At 34.3% G+C, this 26163-nt stretch carries 25 protein-coding genes, 1 tRNA gene and 1 pseudogene; 22 read left to right on the top strand and 5 right to left on the bottom strand.

Translation table 11 applies throughout. The features are described from left to right. Positions 1-88: 88 nt before the first annotated feature. The 11 genes from KO172_RS07165 (at position 89) to KO172_RS07115 (ending at position 11355) form a co-directional block, all read left to right on the top strand. Positions 89-1108, top strand: coding sequence for a stalk domain-containing protein (locus KO172_RS07165; RefSeq protein WP_215492870.1), 1020 nt, complete (start codon positions 89-91; stop codon positions 1106-1108). A gap of 88 nt (positions 1109-1196) precedes the next feature. Further along, on the top strand, positions 1197-1895 hold the full coding sequence (locus KO172_RS07160; RefSeq protein WP_215492863.1) for a DUF6873 family GME fold protein: 699 nt from the start codon (positions 1197-1199) through the stop codon (positions 1893-1895). A gap of 1 nt (position 1896) precedes the next feature. Next, on the top strand, positions 1897-3198 hold the full coding sequence (hisS, locus tag KO172_RS07155; RefSeq protein WP_215492862.1) for a histidine--tRNA ligase: 1302 nt from the start codon (positions 1897-1899) through the stop codon (positions 3196-3198). 99 nt (positions 3199-3297) lie between these two features. Next, positions 3298-4314, top strand: a complete 1017-nt coding sequence (locus tag KO172_RS07150) for a stalk domain-containing protein (protein ID WP_309557688.1) — start codon at positions 3298-3300, stop codon at positions 4312-4314. A gap of 14 nt (positions 4315-4328) precedes the next feature. After that, positions 4329-4808: a 5-(carboxyamino)imidazole ribonucleotide mutase gene (gene purE, locus KO172_RS07145; protein WP_215492857.1), complete on the top strand. Its 480-nt coding sequence runs from the start codon at positions 4329-4331 to the stop codon at positions 4806-4808. A gap of 8 nt (positions 4809-4816) precedes the next feature. After that, positions 4817-5857 carry a phosphoribosylformylglycinamidine cyclo-ligase gene (gene purM / locus KO172_RS07140; protein ID WP_215492855.1) on the top strand — a complete coding sequence of 347 codons (1041 nt, stop codon included), beginning with the start codon at positions 4817-4819 and terminating at the stop codon, positions 5855-5857. Further along, positions 5839-6453 carry a phosphoribosylglycinamide formyltransferase gene (gene purN, locus KO172_RS07135; protein WP_215492853.1) on the top strand — a complete coding sequence of 205 codons (615 nt, stop codon included), beginning with the start codon at positions 5839-5841 and terminating at the stop codon, positions 6451-6453. The genes purM and purN overlap by 19 nt, the downstream gene beginning before the upstream one ends. Then, positions 6434-7969: a bifunctional phosphoribosylaminoimidazolecarboxamide formyltransferase/IMP cyclohydrolase gene (gene purH / locus KO172_RS07130; protein WP_215492851.1), complete on the top strand. Its 1536-nt coding sequence runs from the start codon at positions 6434-6436 to the stop codon at positions 7967-7969. The genes purN and purH overlap by 20 nt, the downstream gene beginning before the upstream one ends. A 10-nt stretch (positions 7970-7979) precedes the next feature. After that, positions 7980-9281: an NCS2 family permease gene (locus tag KO172_RS07125; RefSeq protein WP_215492849.1), complete on the top strand. Its 1302-nt coding sequence runs from the start codon at positions 7980-7982 to the stop codon at positions 9279-9281. 76 nt (positions 9282-9357) lie between these two features. Next, positions 9358-11028, top strand: coding sequence for a formate--tetrahydrofolate ligase (locus KO172_RS07120; RefSeq protein ID WP_215492847.1), 1671 nt, complete (start codon positions 9358-9360; stop codon positions 11026-11028). Positions 11029-11055: 27 nt separating this feature from the next. Then, positions 11056-11355: a YerC/YecD family TrpR-related protein gene (locus KO172_RS07115; protein ID WP_019214736.1), complete on the top strand. Its 300-nt coding sequence runs from the start codon at positions 11056-11058 to the stop codon at positions 11353-11355. A 192-nt stretch (positions 11356-11547) separates the two neighbouring features. Here KO172_RS07115 and KO172_RS07110 read toward each other — a convergent pair. The 5 genes from KO172_RS07110 to KO172_RS07090 form a co-directional block, all read right to left on the bottom strand. Next, positions 11548-11634 (bottom strand) — tRNA-Leu (locus KO172_RS07110). 117 nt (positions 11635-11751) lie between these two features. Next, positions 11752-12624, bottom strand: coding sequence for an L-serine ammonia-lyase, iron-sulfur-dependent, subunit alpha (gene sdaAA / locus KO172_RS07105; protein ID WP_215492832.1), 873 nt, complete (start codon positions 12622-12624; stop codon positions 11752-11754). A 1-nt stretch (position 12625) separates the two neighbouring features. After that, entirely contained in the window at positions 12626-13300 is a 675-nt protein-coding gene (gene sdaAB, locus KO172_RS07100) for an L-serine ammonia-lyase, iron-sulfur-dependent subunit beta (RefSeq protein WP_215492830.1), read from the bottom strand. Further along, the gene (locus KO172_RS07095; RefSeq protein WP_215492821.1) at positions 13287-14207 is read right to left on the bottom strand and encodes a hypothetical protein; all 921 of its coding nucleotides are present in this window, start codon (positions 14205-14207) and stop codon (positions 13287-13289) included. The genes sdaAB and KO172_RS07095 overlap by 14 nt, the downstream gene beginning before the upstream one ends. Before the next feature lie 283 nt (positions 14208-14490). Next, the gene (locus KO172_RS07090; protein ID WP_215492819.1) at positions 14491-15246 is read right to left on the bottom strand and encodes a hypothetical protein; all 756 of its coding nucleotides are present in this window, start codon (positions 15244-15246) and stop codon (positions 14491-14493) included. A 119-nt stretch (positions 15247-15365) separates the two neighbouring features. Between KO172_RS07090 and KO172_RS07085 the strand changes: the two genes are divergently transcribed. The 11 genes and pseudogenes from KO172_RS07085 to purD all read left to right on the top strand — a co-directional run bounded on the left by KO172_RS07085 (position 15366) and on the right by purD (position 26152). Then, positions 15366-16262, top strand: a complete 897-nt coding sequence (locus KO172_RS07085; protein WP_215492817.1) for a carbohydrate kinase family protein — start codon at positions 15366-15368, stop codon at positions 16260-16262. Positions 16263-16274: 12 nt separating this feature from the next. Beyond that, positions 16275-17312 carry a metallophosphoesterase family protein gene (locus KO172_RS07080; protein WP_215492815.1) on the top strand — a complete coding sequence of 346 codons (1038 nt, stop codon included), beginning with the start codon at positions 16275-16277 and terminating at the stop codon, positions 17310-17312. Beyond that, complete coding sequence (locus KO172_RS07075) at positions 17302-18021, top strand: AAA family ATPase (protein ID WP_215492807.1); 720 nt, start codon at positions 17302-17304, stop codon at positions 18019-18021. Before KO172_RS07080 ends, KO172_RS07075 begins: the two co-directional genes overlap by 11 nt. A gap of 562 nt (positions 18022-18583) precedes the next feature. Beyond that, complete coding sequence (locus KO172_RS07070) at positions 18584-19219, top strand: ATP-binding protein (RefSeq protein WP_215492805.1); 636 nt, start codon at positions 18584-18586, stop codon at positions 19217-19219. A gap of 10 nt (positions 19220-19229) precedes the next feature. Further along, positions 19230-19919, top strand: a complete 690-nt coding sequence (locus KO172_RS07065; protein ID WP_215492803.1) for a metallophosphoesterase — start codon at positions 19230-19232, stop codon at positions 19917-19919. Position 19920: 1 nt separating this feature from the next. Continuing rightward, positions 19921-20651: pseudogene (nagB, locus tag KO172_RS07060) on the top strand (glucosamine-6-phosphate deaminase). Further along, positions 20651-20860, top strand: a complete 210-nt coding sequence (locus KO172_RS07055; protein WP_215492801.1) for a CYTH domain-containing protein — start codon at positions 20651-20653, stop codon at positions 20858-20860. The pseudogene nagB and the gene KO172_RS07055 overlap by 1 nt, the downstream one beginning before the upstream one ends. Before the next feature lie 835 nt (positions 20861-21695). After that, positions 21696-22955, top strand: a complete 1260-nt coding sequence (locus KO172_RS07050; RefSeq protein WP_215492799.1) for an amidohydrolase — start codon at positions 21696-21698, stop codon at positions 22953-22955. A gap of 11 nt (positions 22956-22966) precedes the next feature. Continuing rightward, entirely contained in the window at positions 22967-23818 is an 852-nt protein-coding gene (ypfJ, locus tag KO172_RS07045) for a KPN_02809 family neutral zinc metallopeptidase (protein ID WP_215492797.1), read from the top strand. A gap of 20 nt (positions 23819-23838) precedes the next feature. Then, on the top strand, positions 23839-24831 hold the full coding sequence (gene trpS, locus KO172_RS07040) for a tryptophan--tRNA ligase (RefSeq protein WP_215492790.1): 993 nt from the start codon (positions 23839-23841) through the stop codon (positions 24829-24831). Positions 24832-24841: 10 nt separating this feature from the next. Beyond that, entirely contained in the window at positions 24842-26152 is a 1311-nt protein-coding gene (gene purD / locus KO172_RS07035) for a phosphoribosylamine--glycine ligase (protein ID WP_215492788.1), read from the top strand. Positions 26153-26163: the final 11 nt, after the last annotated feature.

Here is a 26163-nt window from a genome sequence, read left to right as displayed (position 1 = left end):
CACATTAATCATAGGAGAAGGTAACGCAACAGCAAAAGCAGTCTTTAAGAAAGCAAAAAAAGTATTTGATCCAGCTCATGTAGAAACTATGGTAGTAAAAACACAGCCAACAAAACTAATCTACAAAGAAGGTGATAACCTAACACTAGCAGGACTAGTTGTAACGTTAACAGATAATCAAGGCTTAACAAAGTACGTAGCATTTGCAGACTTTGTAGATAATGGAATCACTGCGGAACCAGCAAATGATACAGCATTAACAGTAGCTAATCACAATGGTAAGAAAGTTACATTAACAAAAGGCAATTTAACAGCAGATACAAATGCCTTAACAGTAAATAAAAAAGATGATTTAACAAAATACAAAGAAAAAGCAAAAGAAGAAATAGATAAACTTTCTAACTTAACAAACCAAGAGAAGAAAGAATTTAAAGACAAAGTAGATGAACAAGTTGATCAACCAGGAGTTGATAAAGTAGTAGAAGAAGCTAAGGCAAAAAATGATGCTAAAGTACTTCCACCTACACCTACACCTACACCAACACCTAACAGACCATATTGGCCAGAGCATAGAGAAGAAGAAAGACCATACAGACCATACAGACCATATAGACCTAATAGAAACGAAACAAAACAAAATGATACTGAAAAAGAAACTAAACCAGTAGAAGAAAAAATTGAAGAAGCTAAAGTTTATGACAAGCTTGAAGCAATACTATTTATAAATAACAATCTAATGCAGAAGTCAGTAAATGGTGTTGTAAGCCAAGTTAGGATGGACATCGCTCCATTCATCTATCAATCAAGAACTATGCTTCCAATACGTTTTGTTGCTGAAGCTTTAGGATTTATGGTAACATGGGATGAAAATACAAGGACTGTTTATCTTGTAGACAAGGAAAATATCGTACAAATACCTGTTGATACAAACAATATAATTGTAAACGGAAATACATTTGTAAGTGATGTTAAACCTATAATTAAGAATAACAGAACTATGCTTCCAATTGCAAACGTTGCAAGGGCTTTAGGCCTTGTAGATGGCAAGGACATCTTCTGGGATGCAGTAAGCAAATCTGTTACTATAAAGAGAAACGTTTTAAAATAGGATTTTGATTAAAGAGCTAGATTTAATATCTGGCTCTTTTTTTGCGTGTAAAATGCTTTTTGTGTTATAATCATCTTAGGTGATGTATATGATAGCTATAGTTGACAAGGCTTACTACAAAGTTCTAAGTCCAAAGCTTATAAAATACGATATAAGAGCTTATCCATCTTACGAGAGCAAGATATTGAAAGGTGTGGTTAAGACGCATCCTGATATGTCGCTCTTTAAGTATAATGAAGAGACTTTAATTGCAAGCCGCGAGTCTTATGAGTATTATAAGGACATATTTAAAGGTACAAAGGTAAATCTAATTAATGCAGGCGAGGATTCACTCGATAAGTACCCATACGATGTGAAGTTCAACGCGCTTCGTGTGGGAGATTACTTAATTTGCAAAAAAGATTTTTGTGCTGAGGCTTTATTGTCTCGCTTTGAAAATGACCAGATTATTAACTCTTCGCAAGGTTATGTAAAGTGCTCTGTTATTGATATAGATGACAAGTATTATGTGACTGATGACATATACCTAGAAAAAATTATATCCTCACTTGGATATAAAACGCTATTATTAGACAAAGGTCTTGTAAGTATCAAGGACTATAGCTATGGCTTCATAGGTGGAGCAAGTGGATATGCGCTTGATAAGATATTTCTAACGGGAGTCATTAAGGATGAGATAAATAGACTTCACCTCGAAGAATTTGCGCGAGCAATCAATAAAGAATTGATTTCTTTAACGGAATGTGATATATTTGATGTAGGAACTATGATGATAATGGAGGTTTAGTATGATAGTAAAACCATCAATATTGCCAGGTACTATGGAACTTTTACCACAAGAGCAATTGATTTTTAATAAGATGAAGGACATAATTAGAGAGACTTATGAATTATTCTCTTTTTTACCTATAGACACTCCAAGCATGGAGAAGAGGGAGATACTGCTTGCTAAAGGTGGCGGTGAAACTGAAAAGCAAATTTACAATATTGAAAACACTTCGACTGAGACATCTTTACGTTTCGACTTAACTGTACCACTTGCTAGATATGTTAGCATGCATGAGCATGAACTTAAATTTCCATTTAAGAGGTATCAAATCGACAAGGTATATAGAGGAGAGAGAAATCAAAAGGGTAGATACAGAGAGTTCTACCAATGCGACGTAGACATCATAGGTGATGATACACTTTCAAAGTTTTACGATGCAGAGCTTGTTAAGATTATAAGCATAATATTCAAGAAGTTTGGCTTTGATAAGTTTACTATTATGATTAATAATAGAAACATAATGAATGGTTTCCTAAGAAGCCTTGGAGTTGAGGATACGGTTGCGGCTGTGCGCGCTTTGGATAAGTATGACAAGATTGGTAGAGAGAGTCTTGAAGAACTACTTTTAGATCAAGGCATTAATTCTGATGCTGTAAAAAAGATTTTAGCACTAATAGAGTTTGAAGGTACAAATGACGAAACTATCAAGTACTTAGAAGGACTTAATATTGATAACGAAATCTTCTTAAAAGGCCTTTCTGAGATGAAGGAAGTACTAAGCAATATCAAACTATTTAAGGTTGGTGAAAACAATTATAAGTTCACATTAAAATTACAAAGAGGTCTTGACTACTACACATCAACTGTTATTGAAACTACTCTTGATGATTATAAAGAGCTAGGAAGTGTTGCTGGCGGTGGTAGCTATGAAAACCTTACACAGTTCTACTCAAAGAGAAATTTACCTGGAGTAGGTATATCCATCGGTTTAACAAGATTATTCTTCCAATTAAGCGAGAAGAATATACTTCCAAAGTTTGAAAAAGATAAAAAATCAGTCTTGATAGCGCCACTTGATATAGACATGGCTTATTCGATAGACATCTTAAATGAACTTCACGCTTTGAACGTTCACTCAGAGGTATTATATTCAAAGATGAAGATGAAGAAGATATTCGACTTTGCTGAGACTAATGACTTTGACTACATTATCTTCATAGGCCAAGAAGAGCTTGAGAAAAAAGTTTTATCAGTAAGAGACCTTGCTAATAAAGAAAGCTTATCTCTAAGTCTCGATGAATTAAAAAAATTAATACAATAGATCTTAGTCCCTGTACTTTTATGTGCAGGGATTTTTACATTTGTTAAAGTACTACTTGAATATAGCTTCTTGTTTGTGGTATAATTATTTAGAGGTGGTATGATGAAAAAGCTTTTATTAATCCTGTTATCTGCTCTTATATTTTTAATGAGCTTTACTTCTTATGCAAAGAATAATGATAAGTTAAAAATAAATGACTCAAATATAAATAAATTAGCTGGACTTGTTAATTCTGACCTTGAAGAGAAAGTATTAGAGCGCGTTGAAGGTGATAAAAAGGCTATATACATACCTGCAAGAGAGGTATTTACAAAGCTTAGATACGACATATACTGGAACAATGAAGATAAGACTTGCTATTTCAAAAAAGGCATTAAGAAGATAAAAGTTAAACTTGCTTCTAAAATTTATAGCGGATACAACAGAGACCGTATTGAACTTAGCAACGAAGCAATTTTGGTAAAATCAAAATTATATTTGCCTATAGATGTGTTATACTATCTACTTGATTATGATACATTCATCGTTTCTGACACTATATATATCAGAAATGCGATAGATGGTATCAAAACAGGTATTATTAACGATGGTAAGTGTTCGGTGGCATATCCTGTATTCTTTAGCAATGAAGATGTTAAAAGAGCGTATAGAAACAATATAAATGCTAAAATAAAATATTTTGTTGATACTAACATAGAAAAGGCAAAAAATGATGATAACCTAGAGAAGTTATACTTCACATATGACATAGCAAGATCAGATGATAAGCTTGTTTCACTTTGCTTCTATATCAATAAAGTATATGCTGACAATAAGATTGAAAATGAATTTTATACAAAAACATTTAATTATAATAGTGCAGAAGAGATTAAATACGAAGATTTGATTAAAAAAGATCAAGATGTTAGAGAAAAGATTTTATATAATTTTGCAAAAAATATTGAAGAAAAGAACAAGATTAGAAACAATATTACTGGATTTTACATTGTAGATAATTCCATAATTTTGTATTACTACAAGGACAAGGTTGGAAGTTCCAATATTGGATCATGCTTCATAAGAAGTGAGGATCTAAATTATTATATAAATGAGGAATATTTAAAATATTTTAATTAAAGGAGTGTAATTACATGAAAGTTGCATTAGTAATGGGTAGCATCTCTGATAAAGAGGTTGTTGAAAAATCACAAAAGGTACTTGATGATTTTGGAGTTGAGTATGAGACAAGAGTTATCTCTGCTCACAGAACACCAGAAGTAGCATTTGACTTTGCTAAAAACGCAAAGAAGAATGGTATCGAGGCAATAATAACGTTTGCAGGTAAGGCTGCACACTTAGGAGGAGTCATAGCAGGACTTAGTACTTTACCAGTTATAGGAGTTCCTGTAAAGAGCTCTTTAATGGATGGACTAGATTCACTTCTTTCAATTGTTCAAATGCCAAAGGGCGTTCCAGTTGCAACAGTTGCCGTTAACGGAGCTGAAAACGCAGCAATACTAGCTGTACAAATCTTGGCAATAAAATATGATGAACTTGCTAAGAAGCTTGAAGACTATAAAGTAAAGATGAGAGAAGACATCGTTAAAATCGATGCAGAACTTAATAAGTAGGTAAAGCTATGGGACTAACATATAAAGACGCTGGAGTAGATAAGACTAAAGGTTACGAAGAGGTAAAACTTATAAAGAGCCTTATCAAATCTACAAACAGAGACGGAGTTTTAAACGATATAGGAAACTTTTCTGGTTTATTCAAGATAGACCTTAAAAAATATGATAAGCCAGTACTAGTAAGTGGCACAGATGGTGTAGGAACTAAGCTAAAGCTCGCATTTATCTTAGATAAGCACGATACTATCGGTATAGATGCTGTGGCAATGTGCGTTAATGACATCATTTGTCAAGGTGCTGAACCACTTTTCTTCCTTGACTACATCGCTTCATCTAAACTTATTCCAGAGAAGATGGCAAAGATAGTTTCAGGTGTTGCCGAAGGATGCAAGATGAGCCATGCTGCGCTTATAGGCGGAGAAACAGCTGAGATGCCAGGTTTTTACGCAGAAGGTGAGTACGACATAGCAGGCTTTGCTGTAGGCGTCGTAAATGAAGATAAAATTATAGACGGCTCAAAGCTTGAAGACGGAGATGTAATCATTGGTTTAAGGTCAAGTGGCGTTCATTCAAACGGTTTCTCGTTAGTTAGAAAGATTATCTTTGATAACGATAAAGTTGATGTAAACAAAAAGTATGAGGGACTTGATGACACACTTTTAAATGTTTTACTTACACCAACAAGAATTTACTACGATCCAATGATGGATATCATTGAGCATGTTAATGTTAAGGCAATCTCACATATAACAGGAGGCGGCTTCTACGAAAACATTCCTAGAATGATTAAAGACGGCTACACAGCTGTTATTGATCTTAAAGATTATGAAATACCTACAATATTTAAGTATTTAATGACATGGGCTGACGTTCATATAGAAGAGATGTTTGGCACATTCAACATGGGTATAGGTATGGTCTTTGCTGTATCGAAAGGCGAATTAGCTAAGACTGAAGAAATTCTTAAGAAGCATGGTGAAGACTACGTAATCTTAGGTCACGTTGAAGAAAAAGAAACTAAGGAAAAGATATGTCTAAATTTAAAATAGCCGTTTTAGCATCTGGTTCTGGCACGAATTTTCAAGCCATAATCGATGCTGTTAAAGAAAAAAGGCTTGACGCTGAGATTGTTTGCTTGATAAGTGATAGAAAAGCAGCTTATGCACTAGAAAGAGCTAAGGATAATGGCATTGACTCCTACTACTTTAGTATTAAAAAATATGCTTCTAGCGAAGAGTTCAATCACGCTATACTTGAGGTGCTTGATAAATATGAGCCTAATTTAATTGTGCTTGCGGGCTACCTAAAGATTCTATCACACGAATTTATACAAAAGTATAGAGGCAGGATTATAAATATACATCCTTCATTAATACCAAAGCATTGTGGAGATGGTTTCTGGGGAATGAAGGTTCACGAGAGCGTAATTAAATCAGGCGATGATTACTCGGGAGCGACAGTGCACTTCGTTGACGAGGGTACTGACACAGGTAAAATCATCATACAGCGGAAGATCAAGCTTACTGAAGAAGAAACGGCAGAATCTTTGCAGAAGAAGATTTTAAATGAGATAGAACATAAAATTTTGATTGAAGCGATAGATAAAATAATAGGGGGCAAAATTGATGAAAAAAGCATTGATTAGTGTTTATGACAAAACAGGCATAGTTGAGTTTGCGAGAGAACTTGAAAATTTAGGCTATGGAATAATTTCAACTGGTGGAACATATAAAAAGCTCATAGACGCAGGTTTAAAGGTTGAAGAAGTTACTGAAGTAACAAATTTTCCTGAGTGCTTAGACGGTAGAGTAAAGACACTTAATCCATATATTCACTGCGGCATTCTATATAGAAGAGATCTTGAAGAAGACAGAGAATTTATTAAGAAGATGGACATATCAGATATTGACATAATCGTTAATAATCTATATCCATTTGAAGAATATGTTAACGATCCAAGCAAAACACACGACGAGATAATCGAAAAGATAGACATAGGCGGACCATCGATGATAAGAGCGGCTGCTAAAAACTATAAGTTTGTGACTGTTATTATGGATCCAAGCGATTTTGATCTAGTATTAAAAGAATTAAAAGAAAATAAAGAGACATCACTAAAGACTAGAGAGTACTTAGCAGGTAAAGTCTTTAACTACACAGCATATTATGATTCATTAATTGCTGATTACTTCAATAGAAAGCAAGGTATCGAGTTCCCAGAGTACTATACAAAGGGCTACAAGAAGATAAGCTCACTTAGATATGGAGAAAACCCACATCAAAATGCGGCATTCTACAAAGAATCAAAGGTAGAAGAAGGTTCATTAGTATCAGCTAAGCAGCTTCATGGCAAGGAATTATCATTTAACAATATTAACGATGCTAATGGAGCACTTGAGACACTAAAGATGTTTACAGAAAAACCTACTATAGTTGCTGTTAAGCACACTAACCCTTGCGGTGTTGCATCTGCAGACACTTTAGCTGAAGCATTTAGAAAGGCTCGCGACTGTGATGATCAATCAATATTTGGAGGCATCATTGCATCTAATAGAGAGATAGATGCTGAAACTGCTGAAGAGATGAGAGACATATTCTTAGAAGTAATTATGGCCCCATCATATACAGACGAAGCATTTAAGATACTAACAGATAAGAAGAAAAACAGAAGAATATTAACAATAGACAATATTACAAACAACGAGTACGGTTCAAAGGATATGAAGAAAGTTCTATCAGGAATGATTTTGCAAGACAGAGATACAGAATTTTTCGAAGACTTTGAATGCGTTACAGATAGAAAACCAACAGAAAAAGAAATAGAAGACCTTAAATTTGGCTGGAAGGTTGTTAAAAACTGCAAGTCAAATGCAACACTACTTGCAAAAGACTCAGCTACAGTAGGTATAGGCCTAGGCAGCGTAAATAGATTCTTCACAGTAGAAAGATCAGTTAAGATGGCGGGAGACAAAGCAAAGGGAGCAGTGCTTGCATCAGATGCGTTCTTCCCATTCACAGACTCGGTTGAATTACTAGCTAAACAAGGCGTTACAGCAATTATACAACCAGGCGGATCAGTAGCAGATGAAGACGTTATTAAGTGCTGTAACGAACACAACATAGCAATGATATTTACTCATATGAGACATTTTAGACATTAGGAGGTAGAAAATGGAGAAGTTTTTTGAATTAAAGAAAAACGGAACTAACACAAGAACCGAAATAGTTGCCGGCATTACTACATTTATGACTATGGCATACATTTTAGTAGTAAACCCAATTATCTTAGGTTCAACAGGCATGGATCAAAACGCAATTTTCACAGCAACAGCTCTATCAGCAGCTATTGCAACATTAATTATGGCATTATACGCTAAATATCCATTTGCCTTAGCACCAGGTATGGGCTTAAACGCATACTTTGCTTACTCAGTAGTACTAGGACAAGGACTTTCTTGGGAGTTTGCGTTAACAGCAGTATTGATAGAAGGTATTATATTTATCGCTCTATCATTGTTCAAAGGAAGAGAAGTAATTTTTGACGCTATACCATTGACACTAAAAAAAGCAGTTTCAGTAGGTATAGGTTTATTCATCTCTTTAATCGGTCTATCAGGATCAGGAATAATAGTTCATCCTGAAGGAACAATCGTCGGCTTAGGAAACATTACAGAAGGCACAGCACTACTAGCACTTATCGGTTTACTAATTACATTTGTACTAGTAATTAGAAAAGTTAAAGGCGCACTATTATTAGGAATTATTTTAACAACAATCATTGGAATCCCTATGGGTATAACACAAATCCCAGAAGGATTTAAAATATTCTCACTACCACCATCAGTTGAACCAATAGCATTTAAATTTGATTTTTCACAAGTATTTACAACTCAAATGTTTATGGCAGTACTAACATTCTTATTCGTAGACATGTTTGATACTGTAGGCACACTTGCGGGCGTTGCATCAAAATCAAATATGCTTGATAAAGATGGTAAGCTACCTAGAGTAAGTCAAGCTTTCTTCGCTGACTCAGTAGGTACAGTAGTTGGATCAATGCTAGGTACTTCAACAGTAACAACATTTGTTGAATCATCAGCAGGTGTAGCTGAAGGCGGAAGAACTGGTTTAACATCACTAACAACAGCAGTTATGTTCTTACTAGCATTATTTATCGCACCAATATTTACACTAGTACCAGCAGCAGCAACAGCACCAGCACTAATTACAGTTGGTATGTTTATGATGGAACCTATCATGGACATCAACTTTAGAGATTATACAGAAGCAATACCAGCATTTTTAACAATTGCTATGATGCCATTTGCATACAGCATTGCTGAAGGTATCTTCTTCGGTATGATTAGCTATACAATATTAAAGACAATTGCAGGTAGATATAAAGAAGTTTCTCCACTTATGTGGATACTTTCAATATTATTTGTATTAAGATATATTTATAGTATAAATTAGTTTATTAAATCGATAAATGTGGTATATAATACTGTAGAGTATAAAATATATTTTCATGTTATAAAAGGAGGTACAAATGAAAACAGACGTACAAATTGCTCAAGAAGCAAAAATGAAAGACATTACAGAAATCGCAGCACACTTAAATATTGAAGATGAGGACCTAATACAATATGGTCACTACAAAGCTAAGGTTGACCTAAGAGTTTTTGACAAACTAAAAGACAAAAAAGATGGTAAACTTATCTTAGTTACAGCTATCAACCCAACACCAGCAGGTGAAGGAAAGACAACTGTTAACATCGGTTTATCAATGGCTTTAAACAAATTAGGTAAAAAAGCTATCTCAGCTCTAAGAGAACCATCATTAGGACCATCATTTGGCGTTAAAGGCGGAGCAGCAGGCGGTGGATATGCACAAGTAGTTCCTATGGCTGATATAAACCTACACTTCACAGGAGACTTTCACGCAATAACATCAGCTAACAACTTAATCTCAGCTATGTTAGACAACCACATTCATCAAGGCAATGAACAAGGCATAGATATAAGAAGAGTTGTTTGGAAGAGATGCGTTGACTTAAACGATAGAGCTTTAAGAAACATTATAGTTGGCTTAGGTGGAAAACCTAACGGCTATCCTAGAGAAGATGGTTTCGACATAACAGTAGCTTCAGAAATCATGGCTATACTATGTCTATCAACAAGTCTTGAAAACTTCAAGGAAAGAGTATCAAGAGTAATCATAGCATATAGACGTGACGGATCACCAGTTTATGTTAAGGATATAAAGGCACAAGGCGCAGTAACATTGTTAATGAAAGACGCTATCATGCCAAACCTTGTACAAACTCTTGAAAACACTCCAGCATTAATCCACGGTGGACCATTTGCTAACATTGCTCATGGATGTAACTCAATTATGGCAACTAAGCTTGGTATGAAACTTGCTGATTACACAGTAACAGAAGCAGGCTTCGGCGCAGACCTAGGAGCTGAAAAGTTCTTAGATATCAAGTGCAGATTTGGCGGATTAAAGCCATCAGCAGCAGTTATAGTTGCAACAATTAGAGCTTTAAAACATCACGGTGGAGCTACAAAAGAAAATTACGATAAAGAAGATTTAGTAGCACTTGAAAAAGGCTTTGCAAATCTTGAAAAACACATAGAAAACATTAAGAAATTTGGACTACCAGCTATAGTTTCTATAAATAGATTCCCAAGCGATACTGAAAATGAAATTAAATTCATAGAAGATAGACTTGCTAAGATGGGTGTTGAATGCTCACTTACAGAAGTATTCGCAAAAGGTGGAGACGGAGCATTAGATCTAGCAGAAAAAGTAATCAAAGTATGCGACGAAGACAAAGCTGACTTCAAACCTTTATATGATGTAAACCTATCAATCAAAGAAAAACTAGAAATCATCGCTAAGGAAATATATGGAGCTGACGGAGTAGAATTTACTGTACCAGCAATGAAGAACATCAAGAGCTTAGAAAAATTAGGCTTAGACAAGATGCCAATCTGCGTTGCTAAGACACAATATTCATTATCTGATAACCCAGACTTACTTGCAAGACCTGAAGGCTTCCACATAGTAGTTAGAGAAGTTAAAGTATCAAATGGCGCTGGCTTCTTGATAGCATTAACAGGTAGCATAATGACAATGCCAGGCTTACCAAAGGTACCAGCAGCAGACAACATTGATATATTACCATCAGGAGAGATAGTAGGATTATTCTAAAAAAGAAATATATAGGGAGGTAAAGAAATGGCTTACAGTTCAAAATTAAAAAGCGAACAAACTGATGGCTTCTTCGAAGCAATCTTATCGCTAGAAACAATGGAAGAATGCTACAGATTCTTTGAAGACATCTGTACTATCAAAGAAATTCAAGCAATAGCTCAAAGACTTGAAGTAGCAAAACAACTTAAAGAAAATAAGACTTACAACGAAATTGAAGTAGCAACAGGCGCTTCAACAGCAACAATCTCAAGAATCAATAGATCCCTTAACTACGGTGCTGACGGTTATAAGTTAATATTCAAAAAACTAGGTTTAGAAGACTAATATAAGTGAGGCTCCTTGATAGGAGCCTTATTTATTTACATACATTAAGAGGGTAGACTATACATTAATTGCTAAGATAAGTAATTAATAGTAAGAATATATGTTTAATGTATATTAGACAAAAGAAAAGCAAGTAGCATTACGCTACTTGCAAAAAAGAAAGGAAACAAAAAATGTAGAATTTTTTGTTCATGGTGCCGAAGGCGGGGGTCGAACCCGCACGGTATTGCTACCGCAGGATTTTGAGTCCTGTACGTCTGCCAATTCCATCACTTCGGCTTACCTATATATATTAACATACTTTATATAAAAAATCAAGAAAAAATTAAAGACAAATACGATTTAAAAGAAAGAAGAGCCCTCATTATTGAGAGCTCTTTTGCTATATTCATCTACTTATTTGTTTAAAAATTCGTCATACAACCTTTGTGCTGTTTCTGTTCCTGCAACTCCGCCTATAGCAGTTTCTTTTAATGAAACAGGTAGTTCTTTACCAACATTACCCATAGCGCCAACTGTTTCGTCGAATGGTATTAACGCTTCAACACCTGCTAGTGCAAGGTCAGCTGATATGATTGCATTAACAACACCTGATGCATTTCTTAAGTTGCATGGGTACTCAACTAGTCCACATACTGGGTCGCATACAAGTCCCATGATGTTCTTTAGAGCAAAGCTTGCAGCTGTGAAAACATTCTCTATAGTTCCGCCTCTTAACTCTATGATGGCTGCTGCCGCCATGGCAGCTGCTGCGCCGCACTCTGCTTGGCATCCACCTTCAGCACCTGATATAGTTGCATTTACAGCTATTAGTTCGCCAACTGCTGATGCTGTTAGTAGCGCATTATATATCTCCTCATCTGAGTATCCAAACTCCTCTTGCATAGTAAGAAGGGTAGCTGGTAGTATTCCTGATGCTCCTGCAGTAGGTGCAGCAACGATTCTACCCATGGAAGCGTTTACTTCTGATGTAGATAATGCTCTTGCCATAGCCTTAGTGATTAAAGAGCCTGATACTGGATTACCAATATTAGCATACTCGTTAACTTTAAAAGCGTTTTTTCCAGTCATACCACTCATGGACATGATAGGTGTTTCAAGACCAGCCTTGGCAGATTTTTTCATAATCTCATATGTTTTTCTTAAGTATTCGTAAATATCATCCTTTGTTAATTCGCCAGACTCCATTTCTTGTTCTATTTGTAATTCATATAGCTTTTTATTTTGTTCTTCGCATGCATCTATCATGCTTTGTGCATTTGTATACATATTAGTTGTCCTCCTTAACAGGGTTTAAATACTTAACAAATAAGAAGTCATCAATTCTGCCTATGTCTTTTATAGTTGAATCATCAAAGTCTGAGTCAAGTTCGCATATAAGTGTTGCGACCTTACCAGTTCTGTCTACATGCATGTCGGCAATGTTCATGCCAGATATTGCAAATGTTGCTGTTATTCTAGATAAGATACCTTTTTTGTCAATGTATTTTGCAACTAGAGTAGGTTTTTCACCTGAGAACTCAACATCTGCACCATTGATATCCTTTATAAGTATACTGCCTCCACCAATGGAGCTGCCTTGTACGTAGAAGTCTTCTTTGTCATCATAGTGGAAGACCATCTTAACAGTGTTTGGATGGACGTAACCAAGGTCTGACTTGATAAATTCATACTCTAAGCCTCTTTCTTTAGCTATTTCAAATGAGTTTTTAATCTCTTCACTGTCAGGGTAGAAGTCCATGACTCCAGCAAGTAGCGCTTTGTCTGTACCGTGACCTTTATATGTTTCTCTAAATGAACCGTGTAGGTAGAAAGAGACTTTAGTAAAGTCCTTTGGTGCTAATTTCATTGCTATCCTACCCAATCTTGCAGCTCCCGCTGTATGAGAGCTTGATGGGCCTATCATTATCGGTCCAAGAATAGATTTTAAATTATAATTTTCCATTTCTTCTCCTCTTTTTTCTCTTTAATGTATTTAATACGAAGGCCACCATTAAAGCTGAGAATATGTATGATATTATTACATAGCTTGTCTTAATGATTAGTGGTGTGCTTTCTTTTTTCTCAACTGAGTCTGTTGTGTCAAGCATCTTTGAATTGTTGCTTGCTTTGATTGATATGTGATCATCACTTACATCGCAATTGTAGTAGTTTTGAAATAATTTTTCAAGATCGTTCAATGCGATTAAGAGATTATTGTTATACGTAATAACTTCTTTTTCTAAGTGCACCTTATCTGCACCTAAACTAGCATCACTTGTTCCTAACTCAACATTTATTAGGTTGCCTATAGTATATTTACCGTTGCCTTCATTTTTATAAACAAGGTTTAGTGGGGCGATAATTTCTTCTAAGCTTATATACTTTATACCATCGATAATGTATGCGTTTTCTAGCTCAGCTGTCTTAGACATATCGCTCTCGTAACTTATATGGAAGTTCTTAACATCGTCATTTCTTTCCATAGTATTAATTATAAAAGACTTAGCGTCCTTTTGATTGTGTTGTCCATGGTTATAAGTAACGATGCCGTTGTGTACTAAGTATTTTACGCCTAAACTTGGCTTTACACTTTGTAAGTTTGAATTTATACTAATATTTTTAGAGTTTATTGTTAAAAATGATGCACTTTGTCCTACTTCTATAGTTGAAGCGTTCATATATCTATCCAAATTTAGAACCTTGTATGGAAGGTAGCTTAGTTTATTAGCTATCTCGATAGTATCAAGGCCCAAATCTTTTGCAAGTCTGATATACTCAAGAAAAGAGTTAATGTTAGGTGGATAAATTTTGTTTGACGTGTTAGCAAGATTTGGATTGCTTGCAATTAGTGAGTACTTTGACTTTATCATAGCAGCGATGTCAGAGTCGCTAAGTGCGTCGTGTACAATAACGTCTTCAGTAGTCGTAAGTATATCTTTGTACTGGTGAATTTGGTAGAATTTATTCGAACTTGCAAGTTGAAGTTTAGATATATTGTTGTTGTATTTTTAACTATATCAAGCTTGTCCTTATAATTAGTTAAAACAATGTACTTAAATGGATTAAATGTGTAGTAGAGATTTTCATTCTCTTGATTATATTTACTAATTAAGCTATCTATTGCAGAGACCTTATCAGGACCTGCAAAGTCATTCATATCGCATAAAATAAAATTGTTCTTACTATTTTTATAATTTCTGTAATTTGATTTATAGTTTGAATTATATTGTCATGTTTAACCTTGCTAAGCTTGATGTAGAAGACAAAATTTTCATCATTAACAGCCTTCATAGTGTTGATAAGAAGGTTAAGATCGTTAGCTTCTTCGATTGATATTTTAACTCCCGCAGACTTTGCTTCCTTTTCTTTTAATATAGCGCTAACTATATCTTTGATGGCTGCATCGTCATACTTCATCTCTCTTTCTTTAAGTATGGCATTTTTAATGCTTTCAGAGTCAGTGATTGATAGATAGTCGTTAGTTGTTAAAAGATTTTCTACAGACTTAGACCACTCATCTATGTCGGCAGTGTTAGCTCTTACACTCTTACCAATACCATCAGCAGTTTTAAGAAGGTCAAGCTCGCGAGATGCATTAGTACTATCAAGGTCTATAAACTCTCTAAGTAGCATTGCACCTTCACCATCTATAACTCTGTTTGCCTTTACATCACCCTTAGTGATTACTTTAATTTTTCCTCCACTAATAGCGATGTTATATTTATATAAAATTTCGTTTCTTGCTGGATTAACTATATTGACATTTTTTATTGCAAGATCATAATTGAATGAGAAGCTTGCATTCTTATTAGTATCGTCACCCTCATCTGTTTTATCACTTGCATATACATTTGCACTTGTAAGCATTATACAAATGAGCAATAAAAAAGAGAATAATTTCTTCGACAAATTAATCACCTCGGCTATATTATATACTAAATAATAGCATAAATAAAGCTTTTTTTATAATTTTAGAAGAAATATTTATGAATATAGTGTATAATATAAGTAGCAGAGGAGGTAGAGAGATGATTTTATTACTTAACACTGACTTGATTAAATATAAAGCCTTGAGCTTAGATAAGCTTTATCTTGCATCGAAGAACACTGCAGATGTAATGAGTGACTCCTTTTATGGTTCGAGCTATCTTGCAAGTGAAATCTTTCACAGTTTAAAAGAGGACTACAAGGTGCTTTCATTCGCAGGTGGATATGCAGCTATGAAGTATAGGAACTATTTGGAGAAGTATCTTTCTGATTACTACTTAGTTAACATTAAGGACGAAGCAAGGTCACTTATCGATATAAAAGAAGCAGCACGTACAACAAGAATTATTGAAAATGCTCCTCGCATAACTAGGGATGATGAACTTAACTTCATAGATAAGTTTGATGAGATCATCTACGATACAAGAGTAACACTTCTTATGGAAGACTTTGATAACAATATTAGCCCTGACTTCTATCAAGGACTAATCAATGTAGCGAATAGATATATGAAGAAACTTTTTGTTTCTAGTTCAAAGGGTACTATGAAGCTATGTATGGACTCGAACGTCTTCGCTATGTCCATGGATTACAAGGACCTTAGTGACATACTTAACTTAAGACTTACGACACTTGATGACGTAGTTAGTGTTGTTAAGTTTATGGCTATAGACAAAGACAGAATTATACTTCTTAAATTTAATGACAATTTGATTATTTTTACAAAGGATTGCTACTACTTATTTGATTATGACAAGAAGATTAATGTGCACATTGACAAGAACATGGCGCTTCTTGGACTTGCCATAGCTTTTGAAAGAAAGTATGACTTAGAGACTTCGTTTAAGATAGCAAGTAGCTTTTCCATCTTTAAGAAAAAAGACACACTTAACTTTGATTTCTCCGTAATTAAAAGATTATGTCAGAGACTGATATAATAAGGTACAGCTATGTATATTAATAAATTTATTCACACAGCAGATTTGCATTTGGGTTTTAAATACAAAAATAAGACGCTAGGAGCAAGATCTGATGAGAGAAAAAACGAGCTTTTCATAACATTTGAAAGGCTTATTAATTATGCCAATGACAATAAAATCGATTTAATTATTATTAGTGGCGACTTCTTTGAAAGAGATGCACTTACATATACAGAGACTAAGCATCTAATGAAGATCATTGACAGCTACTACGGGAAAATTGTTTTATCCTGCGGTAACCACGATTACTACACTGATGATTACTTATTTAGTAATTTTACTGAGAACCTTTACGTATTCAAAACGGATACGCTTGAGCGCGTGGATATAGGTGAGAATGTTTGCGTATATGGAGCTTCTTGGTTAAGTGATCAAGAGAGTGCTTTTGCGATTAAAAGAGTAGAGCTAGATCATAATAAGTATAACATAGCAGCCCTTCATGGAGATATAAATGATGGCAAGTATAAAGTTGATATAAGTCCACTTGTGTACTCTGGCTTCAACTACATAGCCTTAGGACACATACACAAGAAGGGTAAAGTTTTGGATGGGGCATACTACAGTGGATCACTAGAGCCTCTTGACTTTAAAGAGCTTGGAGAGCATGGTTTTTATGAAGTTGATATAATCCAAGGAAGTGTAAACTTTGTTTCATTTGCACAAAGAGAATTTATTATAAAAGATATATTTATCAATAAAGAAGATGACTTTGAAGATATATTAGGGAAGTTTGAAGCAATCACAGATAAAGATAAAAATTTTTACAGAATCAATCTTAAGGGCACCATACAATCAGATTTAAATATAAACAGGATATTAAGTCTTATTAAAGGTAAATTCTACTATCTTGAAGTAATTAATGACTTAAGCGAGATAAGCAATATATCAGATGAGATATATCAAAAGATAGTAAAGAAGGCAGAGGCTTATCCGGAAGATATTAGAAAAGAAGCAATCAAGATAGCACTTAAAGCAATGCAAAGCACGGAGAATTACTATGAAGATTAAGAGCCTTGATATAATTAATTTTGGCAAATTTAATAATTACCACATAGACTTTGACGAATCATTTAACCTTATCTATGGGCTAAATGAGAGTGGAAAGTCTACTATACACGCCTTTATCTCCTTTATGCTCTTTGGTGTCAATAAGGCAAATACAAAGAGAAAGCTTAAGATTAAAGACTACCTAAGATATAAACCCATAAACAAAAATGAGTATAGTGGCAAAATGACATTTATAAAAAGCGGCATAACTTATGAGATATATAGAGACTTTATTAATGACACATACTTTGTAAGTAAGAACGGTCTTGATATCACTGAAGATATTAAAAGAGAAAGTGCAAAGTCTAACAAGTCTATAGGTGAGATCTTATTAGGTTTTTCAAGGAATGTTTTTACAGAGAGCACATATATCAGTCAGTCGAAAGATCTATACTTTGATGACTTTGACGATATAAGGGAGCTCTTGCTTAAGCTAAAGACTAATGATGAAGCTGAGTACAACTTAAGTGAGGCAAAAAGCAATATTGATAATGAAATTGCAATGATTGGTACAGAGAATGCAAAGACTAAAGAGCTTTATAGACTGAAAAATGAGATTGCAAGCCTAGATAGAGATTTAGCAAACTTATATGCGTCACAAGAAAATACTATAGACATGCTGGATAAAAAGAACTATCTTAACAAGAAAAAGATGCAGCGCAAGATATGAGAAAAGAGTTTTAAATGAATACAAGAGTGCGAAGTCTTATTACGAAAAGAGAATTTATTAAAGGCAGAAGAGCTTAAAAGCAAAAGAAAGATTTTTAAAAATGATAAAAACATTGCTAGTGACGACTATGAAGAATTTCTTGAATTTAATAGTAAAATTGATTCAATAAATAATATTGAGTCTAGAAAAATGCACAAAAATTATCATATGCATTTCTTTTAGTAAGTGTAATTAGTTTTATATATTATTTTATTAAATCAAGTGGAATTGCTTTTAATATTGGAGCTGCATTTCTTATAATTTTGCTATAAGTTTTATTTTGATAAAGCAAAGAAAAGTGATAAGCTTAGAGAAAATTAATTATTGATAAAAAGCTATTTTAGATAAATATAATATTATTAGTGATGATGATTTCATTAGTGAATATACTAAGCAAAGATCAAGAGATGAGCCAAAACTATTTACAAAGTTTTGATGAACTTTTAAAACATATAGCGAAAAGAATTTTGATGAACTAAGTGAAGAGAAGGTCCTTGATTATTTAGCAAAAACTAAAGGCACTTTGTATGAAAAGTTTAAAGGCTACTCTATAAGAAAGGCTGATGAAGAGATAAGAAAATTAGACTTAGAGCTAAAGGAATTAGAAACAAAGCTTAACTACAATGACGCTCTTTTACAAAGAACATACGAGCTTAGCCTAAGACGTGATGAGCTAGAGAATAGGATGAAGGAGCTCTATAGAAGAAAGAGCGCACTAAGTTGTGCAAGCGAAATACTTTCTAGTTTAATATCCGAGATTAATACAAGCTACATGCCAAAGATAATAAAAGAAGCGAATAAATACTTAGATCTGTTTTCATCAGATAAGTATGAATTCTTTATGTTAGATGAGAGCTTCAAGATAATGCTTAAAGACAAAAATACGAATATGGTTTATGAGGAAGAAAACCTTAGTAGACAAGTCTTATCCATGTCATACCTAAGCCTAAGACTTGCCTTAGTCGACGCTCTAGGTATAAAGTCAGCGCTTATCTTTGATGAAAACCTTGTCTTCTTTGATGAGTCAAGAATGAAGAACGCGTTAAAGGTATTTGTCTCTTTAGCAAAAGAAAAGCAAGTATTATTATTTACAAGCAGTAAAGACGAAAAAAGTGTTCTCTCAGAGCTTAATCTGTGTTATAATTATATACAGTTATAGAGGTGAAAAAATGATTTATGCTATAGGCGATTTACATTTAGATTCAACAGATTTAAAACCTATGAGTATCTTCGGTGGCAACTGGCAAAACCATGATCAAAAGATTAAGGCAAGCTGGCTTGAGAATGTCAAAGAAGACGACTTAGTTTTGCTGCCAGGTGATACTTCATGGGCTATGCGATTTACTGAGGCTATAGATGATTTAAAATTTATAGATGAATTGCCTGGCAAGAAGCTTATCAGTAAGGGTAATCATGATTATTGGTGGACAAGCATATCTAAGATGAATGGTTTTGGATTTAAATCCATATACTTTTTACAAAACGATGCGTATACTTATAAAGACTTTACAATCTGCGCAACAAGAGGCTGGATGCAAGAGGATAACTATAAGTATGACGAAGAGAACGATAAGAAGATAACAGATAGAGAGCTTATTAGGTTATCATTGTCACTTGAAAAGGCGGACAAGACAAAGAAGATTATAGTGATGCTTCACTACCCGCCATTTAACATGGACTTAAAGCCAAATCAGTTTCACGATTTGATGAAAGAACACAATGTATATAAATGTATATATGGCCACTTGCATGCGGGGGGCCATAGGTACAGACGAGAAGGCTTGATAGAGGGCATAGACTACTCATTGGTATCAAGTGACTACTTAAATTTTAAACTTAAATTAATAGAGAGGTGTTAGCATGAAAGTTATAGTATGCAAAGATTACGACGAAATGAGTAGAGAAGCTGCTCAAATATTTATTAAACAAATTCAAGAAAAGCATGACAGTGTATTAGGTTTGGCAACAGGATCAAGCCCTATTGGCATGTATAAAGAACTTATAAAAGCAAATAAAGAAGGAACAATTGACTTTAAAGATGTAATAACTTTTAATCTAGATGAGTACGTTGGACTAAAGAAGGATCACCCAGCTAGTTATTACTACTTTATGAACGAGAACCTTTTCAACCATATCAATATTGATAAAAAGAACACACACATACCTCATGCAGAAAATCATGAGTTAGATAAGGCAGCTAAAGAATACGAAGAGATGCTATCGCATTATGAGATTGACTTACAAGTTTTAGGCGTTGGCAAAAATGGCCACATTGGCTTCAATGAGCCAGGTGATGACTTAAGCGCTGTAACATATGTGCAAGAACTTTCAGAATCAACAAGAGTTGCAAACTCAAGATTCTTTGATGACATCGATGATGTTCCTAAGTTTGCCATAACAATGGGTGTTGGATCTATATTCAAAGCGAAGAAGATAGTTTTGATTGCAAGCGGCTCACAAAAGAGTTTTGCCATAGATTATCTTTTAAATTCTAAAAGATATCATCTAAGGTTCCTGTTTCACTACTAAACTTGCATCAAGACGTTACTGTAATCATAGATGAAAAACTAGCGAGTCTAGTAATAAAATAATGATTGAAAGAGAAAAAGAAGTCAAGGTTTTTAATCTTGACTTAGATGCTTTAAAAGGAGAACTTTCATCTAAGGGTGCACAATATTTAGGTGAAGAAAAGCAAGTTAATTATATACTGAAATGCGATATAGATTCTAAGACAAATTTATTAAAATCTCTATTAAGACTAAGAGAAGTGGATAAAGATAATAAGAAGACTTTTACTTGACATATAAGATAAGAGGAAAGGATAGCGGTGGGCTACGTAACTCAAAGGAGATTACAGTGAGATTAAAGATAAGGACGCAATCTTAGAAATTTTCGAAATGCTTGGAATTATTCCTGAAAAGTGGACTATAAAGAGACTCATATCTATATAAGGGTGCTCGCTTTGATTTTGATGAATTTGACAAAGAAACTTTTGACAGGCCTTATCTTGAAATTGAAGTAAAGAACGATGAAAACTTGAAGAGATAATAAAAGAATTTAATATCGATAGAAAGAATATTACAACGAAAATATTAATGAATTAAGGAAAGATCATAATGAAATTTATTAAAGATAATGCTTTAGATATAATGATAAGTGTAGTCCTTATAGCCCTAAGTCTAGCCATGAATTTTGCGTTACTCAAGCTGGACAAAGGCTTTAACGATATCTAGCAATACTGTTATTTATATATAGCTGTATTTACACTAGATATAAAATTCTCGTTTCCTAGCGTTATACTTATTTTATACTAAATTTATTATATAGAAAAATTTAAACCTTGATATAAAAACACTTATGCTATTTATAGAAATTAGTTTTGGCTATGCTATAGGATACCTCAGTCATGTAAAGTTTGGTATATCTTACATATTCTCTCTACTTGTTTCTTTACTCATAGCCAAGGTGTCAAGCTATATAATAGCGCTTATTTTATCAAATATAGTGCACATATACAATATCGATAGAGTGCTTAAAGTTAACTTAGTTGCGTCACTATTAAGCATAACAGCTTGTTTAGTTATAGTGCCACTTGTTGTATATACGAAAGAAAATTTCACATATAGGAGGTTAAGATGATACTAATTAAAAATACTAAGTATATTGATGTAGAAGAATCGATAGTAAAAGGTCCTTGTGATGTTTTAATTGATGGCAATAGAGTTAAAAAGATTGCTGATAACATAGATGACTCTGGCGCATATATAATAGACGGGACTGATAAATTATTAATGCCGGGACTATTTAACACGCATAACCATATAGCAATGAGCGTTTTCAGAAATTACGCAGACGATATGGAGCTTATGGATTGGCTACAAAATAAAATATGGCCGCTCGAGTCAAAGCTTACAGCCGAAGATATTTACTGGGCGAGCCTTTTAACCTTTATAGAACTTGTAAAGACAGGTACCACTGCCTTTAACGACATGTATATGTTCTGTGAAAGAGTCTTTGATGCTGCAAATGAGATTGGCATGAGAGGACTTATCGCAAGAGGTATGACAAATGATGCTGTTAAAAAAGAAAGAGAAGCAAATATACGTGACATGTATGAAAAGTATCATCAAAAAGATGGCTTATTAAGACTTGCAATAGCTCCTCATGCTATATACACAACAGGGCCAGAATATCTAAAGAGCTGTATAGATCTTGCAAAAGAATTAGACTTAATCATTCACACACATGCTAATGAAACTATTACTGAAGTTAATAATTCATATAAAGAATACAAGAAGAGTCCTATAAAGTTATTTAAGGAGCTTGGTATGTTTGATCAAAAGACAATACTAGCTCACTGCGTTCATTTATCTGAAGAAGATATGGACATCATAGCAAAAAACAATGCACTTGTTAGCTTAAATGTGTCTTCAAATATGAAACTAGCAAGCGGTATACCAGATATTAAAAATATGTCTATGCGCGGAATAAAACTTGCAATAGGTACTGATGGCGCAAGCTCAAATAACATGCAAAATATGTTTACTGAGATGAGAGCAGTATCACTAGCAGCTAAAGCTCGCTCACTTGACCCAAAAGTTATGAGCGCTGATGAAGTACTTAAGCTAGCAACTATTAATCCATACAAATATATTTTTGATGAGGATATAAACATTAGTGAAGGATCACTTGCAGATTTAATACTAATTGATCTTGATAATACAAATTTAAAGCCACAAAATAATTTAATTAGTGCAATGGTTTACTCAATGAATGGAAGTGAAGTTGATACGACTATCATCAACGGTAAGGTTATCATGGAAAACAAAAAGATGAAGAACATAGATGAGGATTTAGTAGCAAGTAAGGTTGAAGATATAATTAAGAATCTATAGGGGATGATGAAATGAAGTGGAGAGGTAGAGAGAAATCTACCAATGTTAACGACAGAAGAGGTCAGTCAGGAGGAGCAATGCCAAACTTTGGCGGCTTCAAGATGGGTACAGGTGGAGTTATACTTTTACTAGTTTTATACTTAGTCTTTGGTGACGGTATCTTTGGTGGTCCAAGTGGCAACGGCATACAAAGTGGACAAGTTACACCTATCACAAGCGAAAGAGAAGAAGAGTACAAAGAATTCATTTCAGTTGTCTTAAAGGACACTGAAGATGTGTGGCATGAAGTATTTAAGGAGAACGGACTAAAATATGAAGAACCTGAGCTTACTCTTTTCAATGGAGGCATCAAGTCGGGTTGCGGATTTGCATCTGAACAGGTTGGACCTTTTTATTGCTCGGTTGATAAGAACATCTACATAGACCTTTCCTTCTTTGATCAACTTAAGAATGAGTTTGGAGCAAAGGGTGATTTTGCTATGGCATATGTACTTGCACATGAAGTAGGTCATCACGTACAAAAGTTATTAGGCACCTTAGACCAAGTTCACGCACTGCAAGGCAAAGTATCAGAAAAAGAATACAATAAATACTCTGTAAGACTTGAATTACAAGCAGACTACTATGCAGGAGTCTTTGCTAATCGCATTAAAGACAAGGGCATACTTGATGTAGGAGATATTGAAGAAGCAATTAATGCTGCGTCAAAGATAGGTGACGATACACTTCAAGAAAAGTATCAAGGCAGAGTAGTTCCTGATAGCTTCACACACGGAACAAGCGAACAAAGAGTGGAGTGGTTCAAGAAAGGCTATGAAAGTGGGAACATTCAAGATGGTAATACATTTAAAAGCGATATTTAATGATATAAAGGAGATATAAAATGGATAGAAAAACAGCATTTAGCGCTATACAGCCCTCAGGTGACTTAACCATAGGCAATTACCTAGGAGCTTTAAAGAATTTAGCTAAACTTCAAGATGACTACAACTGTTTATATGCAGTTGCAGACTTACACAGCATAACCGTACCAAAGATTCCAAAGGAATTAAGGAAGAAGACTTATGAAATATTTGCCATGATGCTGGTAAGTGGTGTTGACCCAGAAAAAAGTGTATTATTTGTTCAATCGCACGTACCTGAACATGCAATGTTAGGTTGGATACTCGATACTATAGCATATATTGGTCAGCTTAATAGAATGACTCAGTATAAGGACAAGTCCAAGAAGTCTCCAGAAAACTGTAATGCTGGTTTATTAACATATCCAGTATTAATGGCCGGAGACATACTATTATATCAAACAGACTTAGTTCCTGTTGGTGAAGATCAAACTCAGCACATGGAGCTTGCAAGAGATTTAGCAATTAGATTCAACAGTAAGTACTCAGACACATTTAAGGTACCTGAAGCATACATTGCTAAGACAGGAAAGAGAATCATGTCTCTTCAAGATCCAAGTAGAAAGATGAGTAAGTCTGACGAAGATCAAAACAGTTTTATCTATATCATGGATAGCAAGGACAGAATTTATTCAAAGATTAGAAAGGCCGTTACAGATAGTGAGCCAAACTTTGCTTACGATCCAAAGAGAGAGGGTCTATATAACCTTATAAATATATATAGCTCATTCACTGGTATTAGCCCAGAAGATATAGTTAAGAAGTATGACTCGCTTGGATATAAAGAGTTTAAAGAGGATTTAGCAGATATTATATACGAAGATTTAAAAGACTTTCAATATAATTTTAATGAAGTTATTCAAGATAAAGAAGGCCTTGAAAAGCTTATGGCTGAAGGTAGAGATAAAGCGAGATACCTTGCTAATAAAACTTTAAGAAAAGTAATGAAAAAAGTTGGCTTTGTACAAATATAAGGAGTTGGCTATGAAGATATTAATTATAGGTAGCGGTGGACGTGAGTATGCCATTGCTTCAAAAATTAAGGAACAAGATAGTTCGGTTGATATTACATTCGCGCCTGGCAATGGCAAGACAAAGAGTGAGTTCAAAAATATCGACTTAGCTGTTATGGACTTCGACAACTTAGCAAATTATGCTAAAGAGAATGATATCGACTTCACTATAGTAGGTCCAGAAGATCCATTATGCTTTGGTATAGTCGATAAGTTCGAAGCAGAAGGACTTAAGATATTTGGGCCAAAGAAGGAAGCTGCTATGTTTGAAAAGAGCAAAGCATTTTCAAAGAAGTTCATGGAAAAATATAATATAGACACAGCGAAGTATCTTGAGACTGATAGCGTCGAAGAAGCAAAGAAGTATGCGTACTCCTTACTTCATGAATCAAAAGTTAATAAAGTAGTACTAAAGTATGATGGACTTGCACAAGGCAAGGGAGTCATAATAGCATCAAGCGAAGAAGGTATAAACGAGGCACTTAATGAGTTATTACTAGATAAAAAGTTTGGCGATGACAAGATAATAGTCGAAGAATATATAGATGGTTTCGAAACATCTGTTCATGTGCTTATATCAAATGGCGAGTATATAATGTTTCCTAGCGCAAAGGATCATAAAAAAGTCTATGAAGGCGAAACAGGAGAAAATACTGGAGGCATGGGTTCATATTCACCGAACCTAATGTCACTACCATACTTAAAGGATATAGAAGAAGAACTTGTAAAACCATTTATCAAAGGTTTGAAAGAGGAAGGCATTGATTACAGAGGTGTTCTTTTTGCAGGCCTTATGATAAACTCAGATGGAATAAAAGTTTTAGAATTTAACACTAGATTTGGTGATCCAGAAACTGAGGTTATACTTGAAAGGCTAGACTCATCATTGTTGGATGCGTTAATCAAAACTAGTGAAGCAAGACTTAATGAATATAAATTAGAAGTTAATGATAAAAAGATTGTTAATGTTGTATTAGCATCAGGTGGCTACCCAGCAAAATATGATAAAGGGTGCGAAATAAAAGGCTTAGATACACTATCAAAAGACGTAAAAGTAAATTATGCGGGCGTTAAAGCTGATGGCGATAAGCTTCTTACTAATGGTGGCAGAGTGCTAAATATACTTTGCAAAGCTGATACATTTGAAGAAGCATATAAGAAAGTTTATGATGAAATTCAAAAATTTCATTTAATAAAATGCATTATAGGAGGGATATTGGTCCAGTGGTTAAGAGTTTATGTTTGTAAAAAGATGAATTTGATGCTGAATCAAACGGTTTAACTAAAGAGATT

The organism is Fenollaria sporofastidiosus, from assembly GCF_943169635.2.
In the GTDB taxonomy this organism is placed as follows: Bacteria; Bacillota; Clostridia; order Tissierellales; family Peptoniphilaceae; genus Fenollaria; species Fenollaria sporofastidiosus.
Note: the sequence above shows the minus strand (reverse complement) of the source record. Positions and strands in the feature narration are given on the sequence as shown.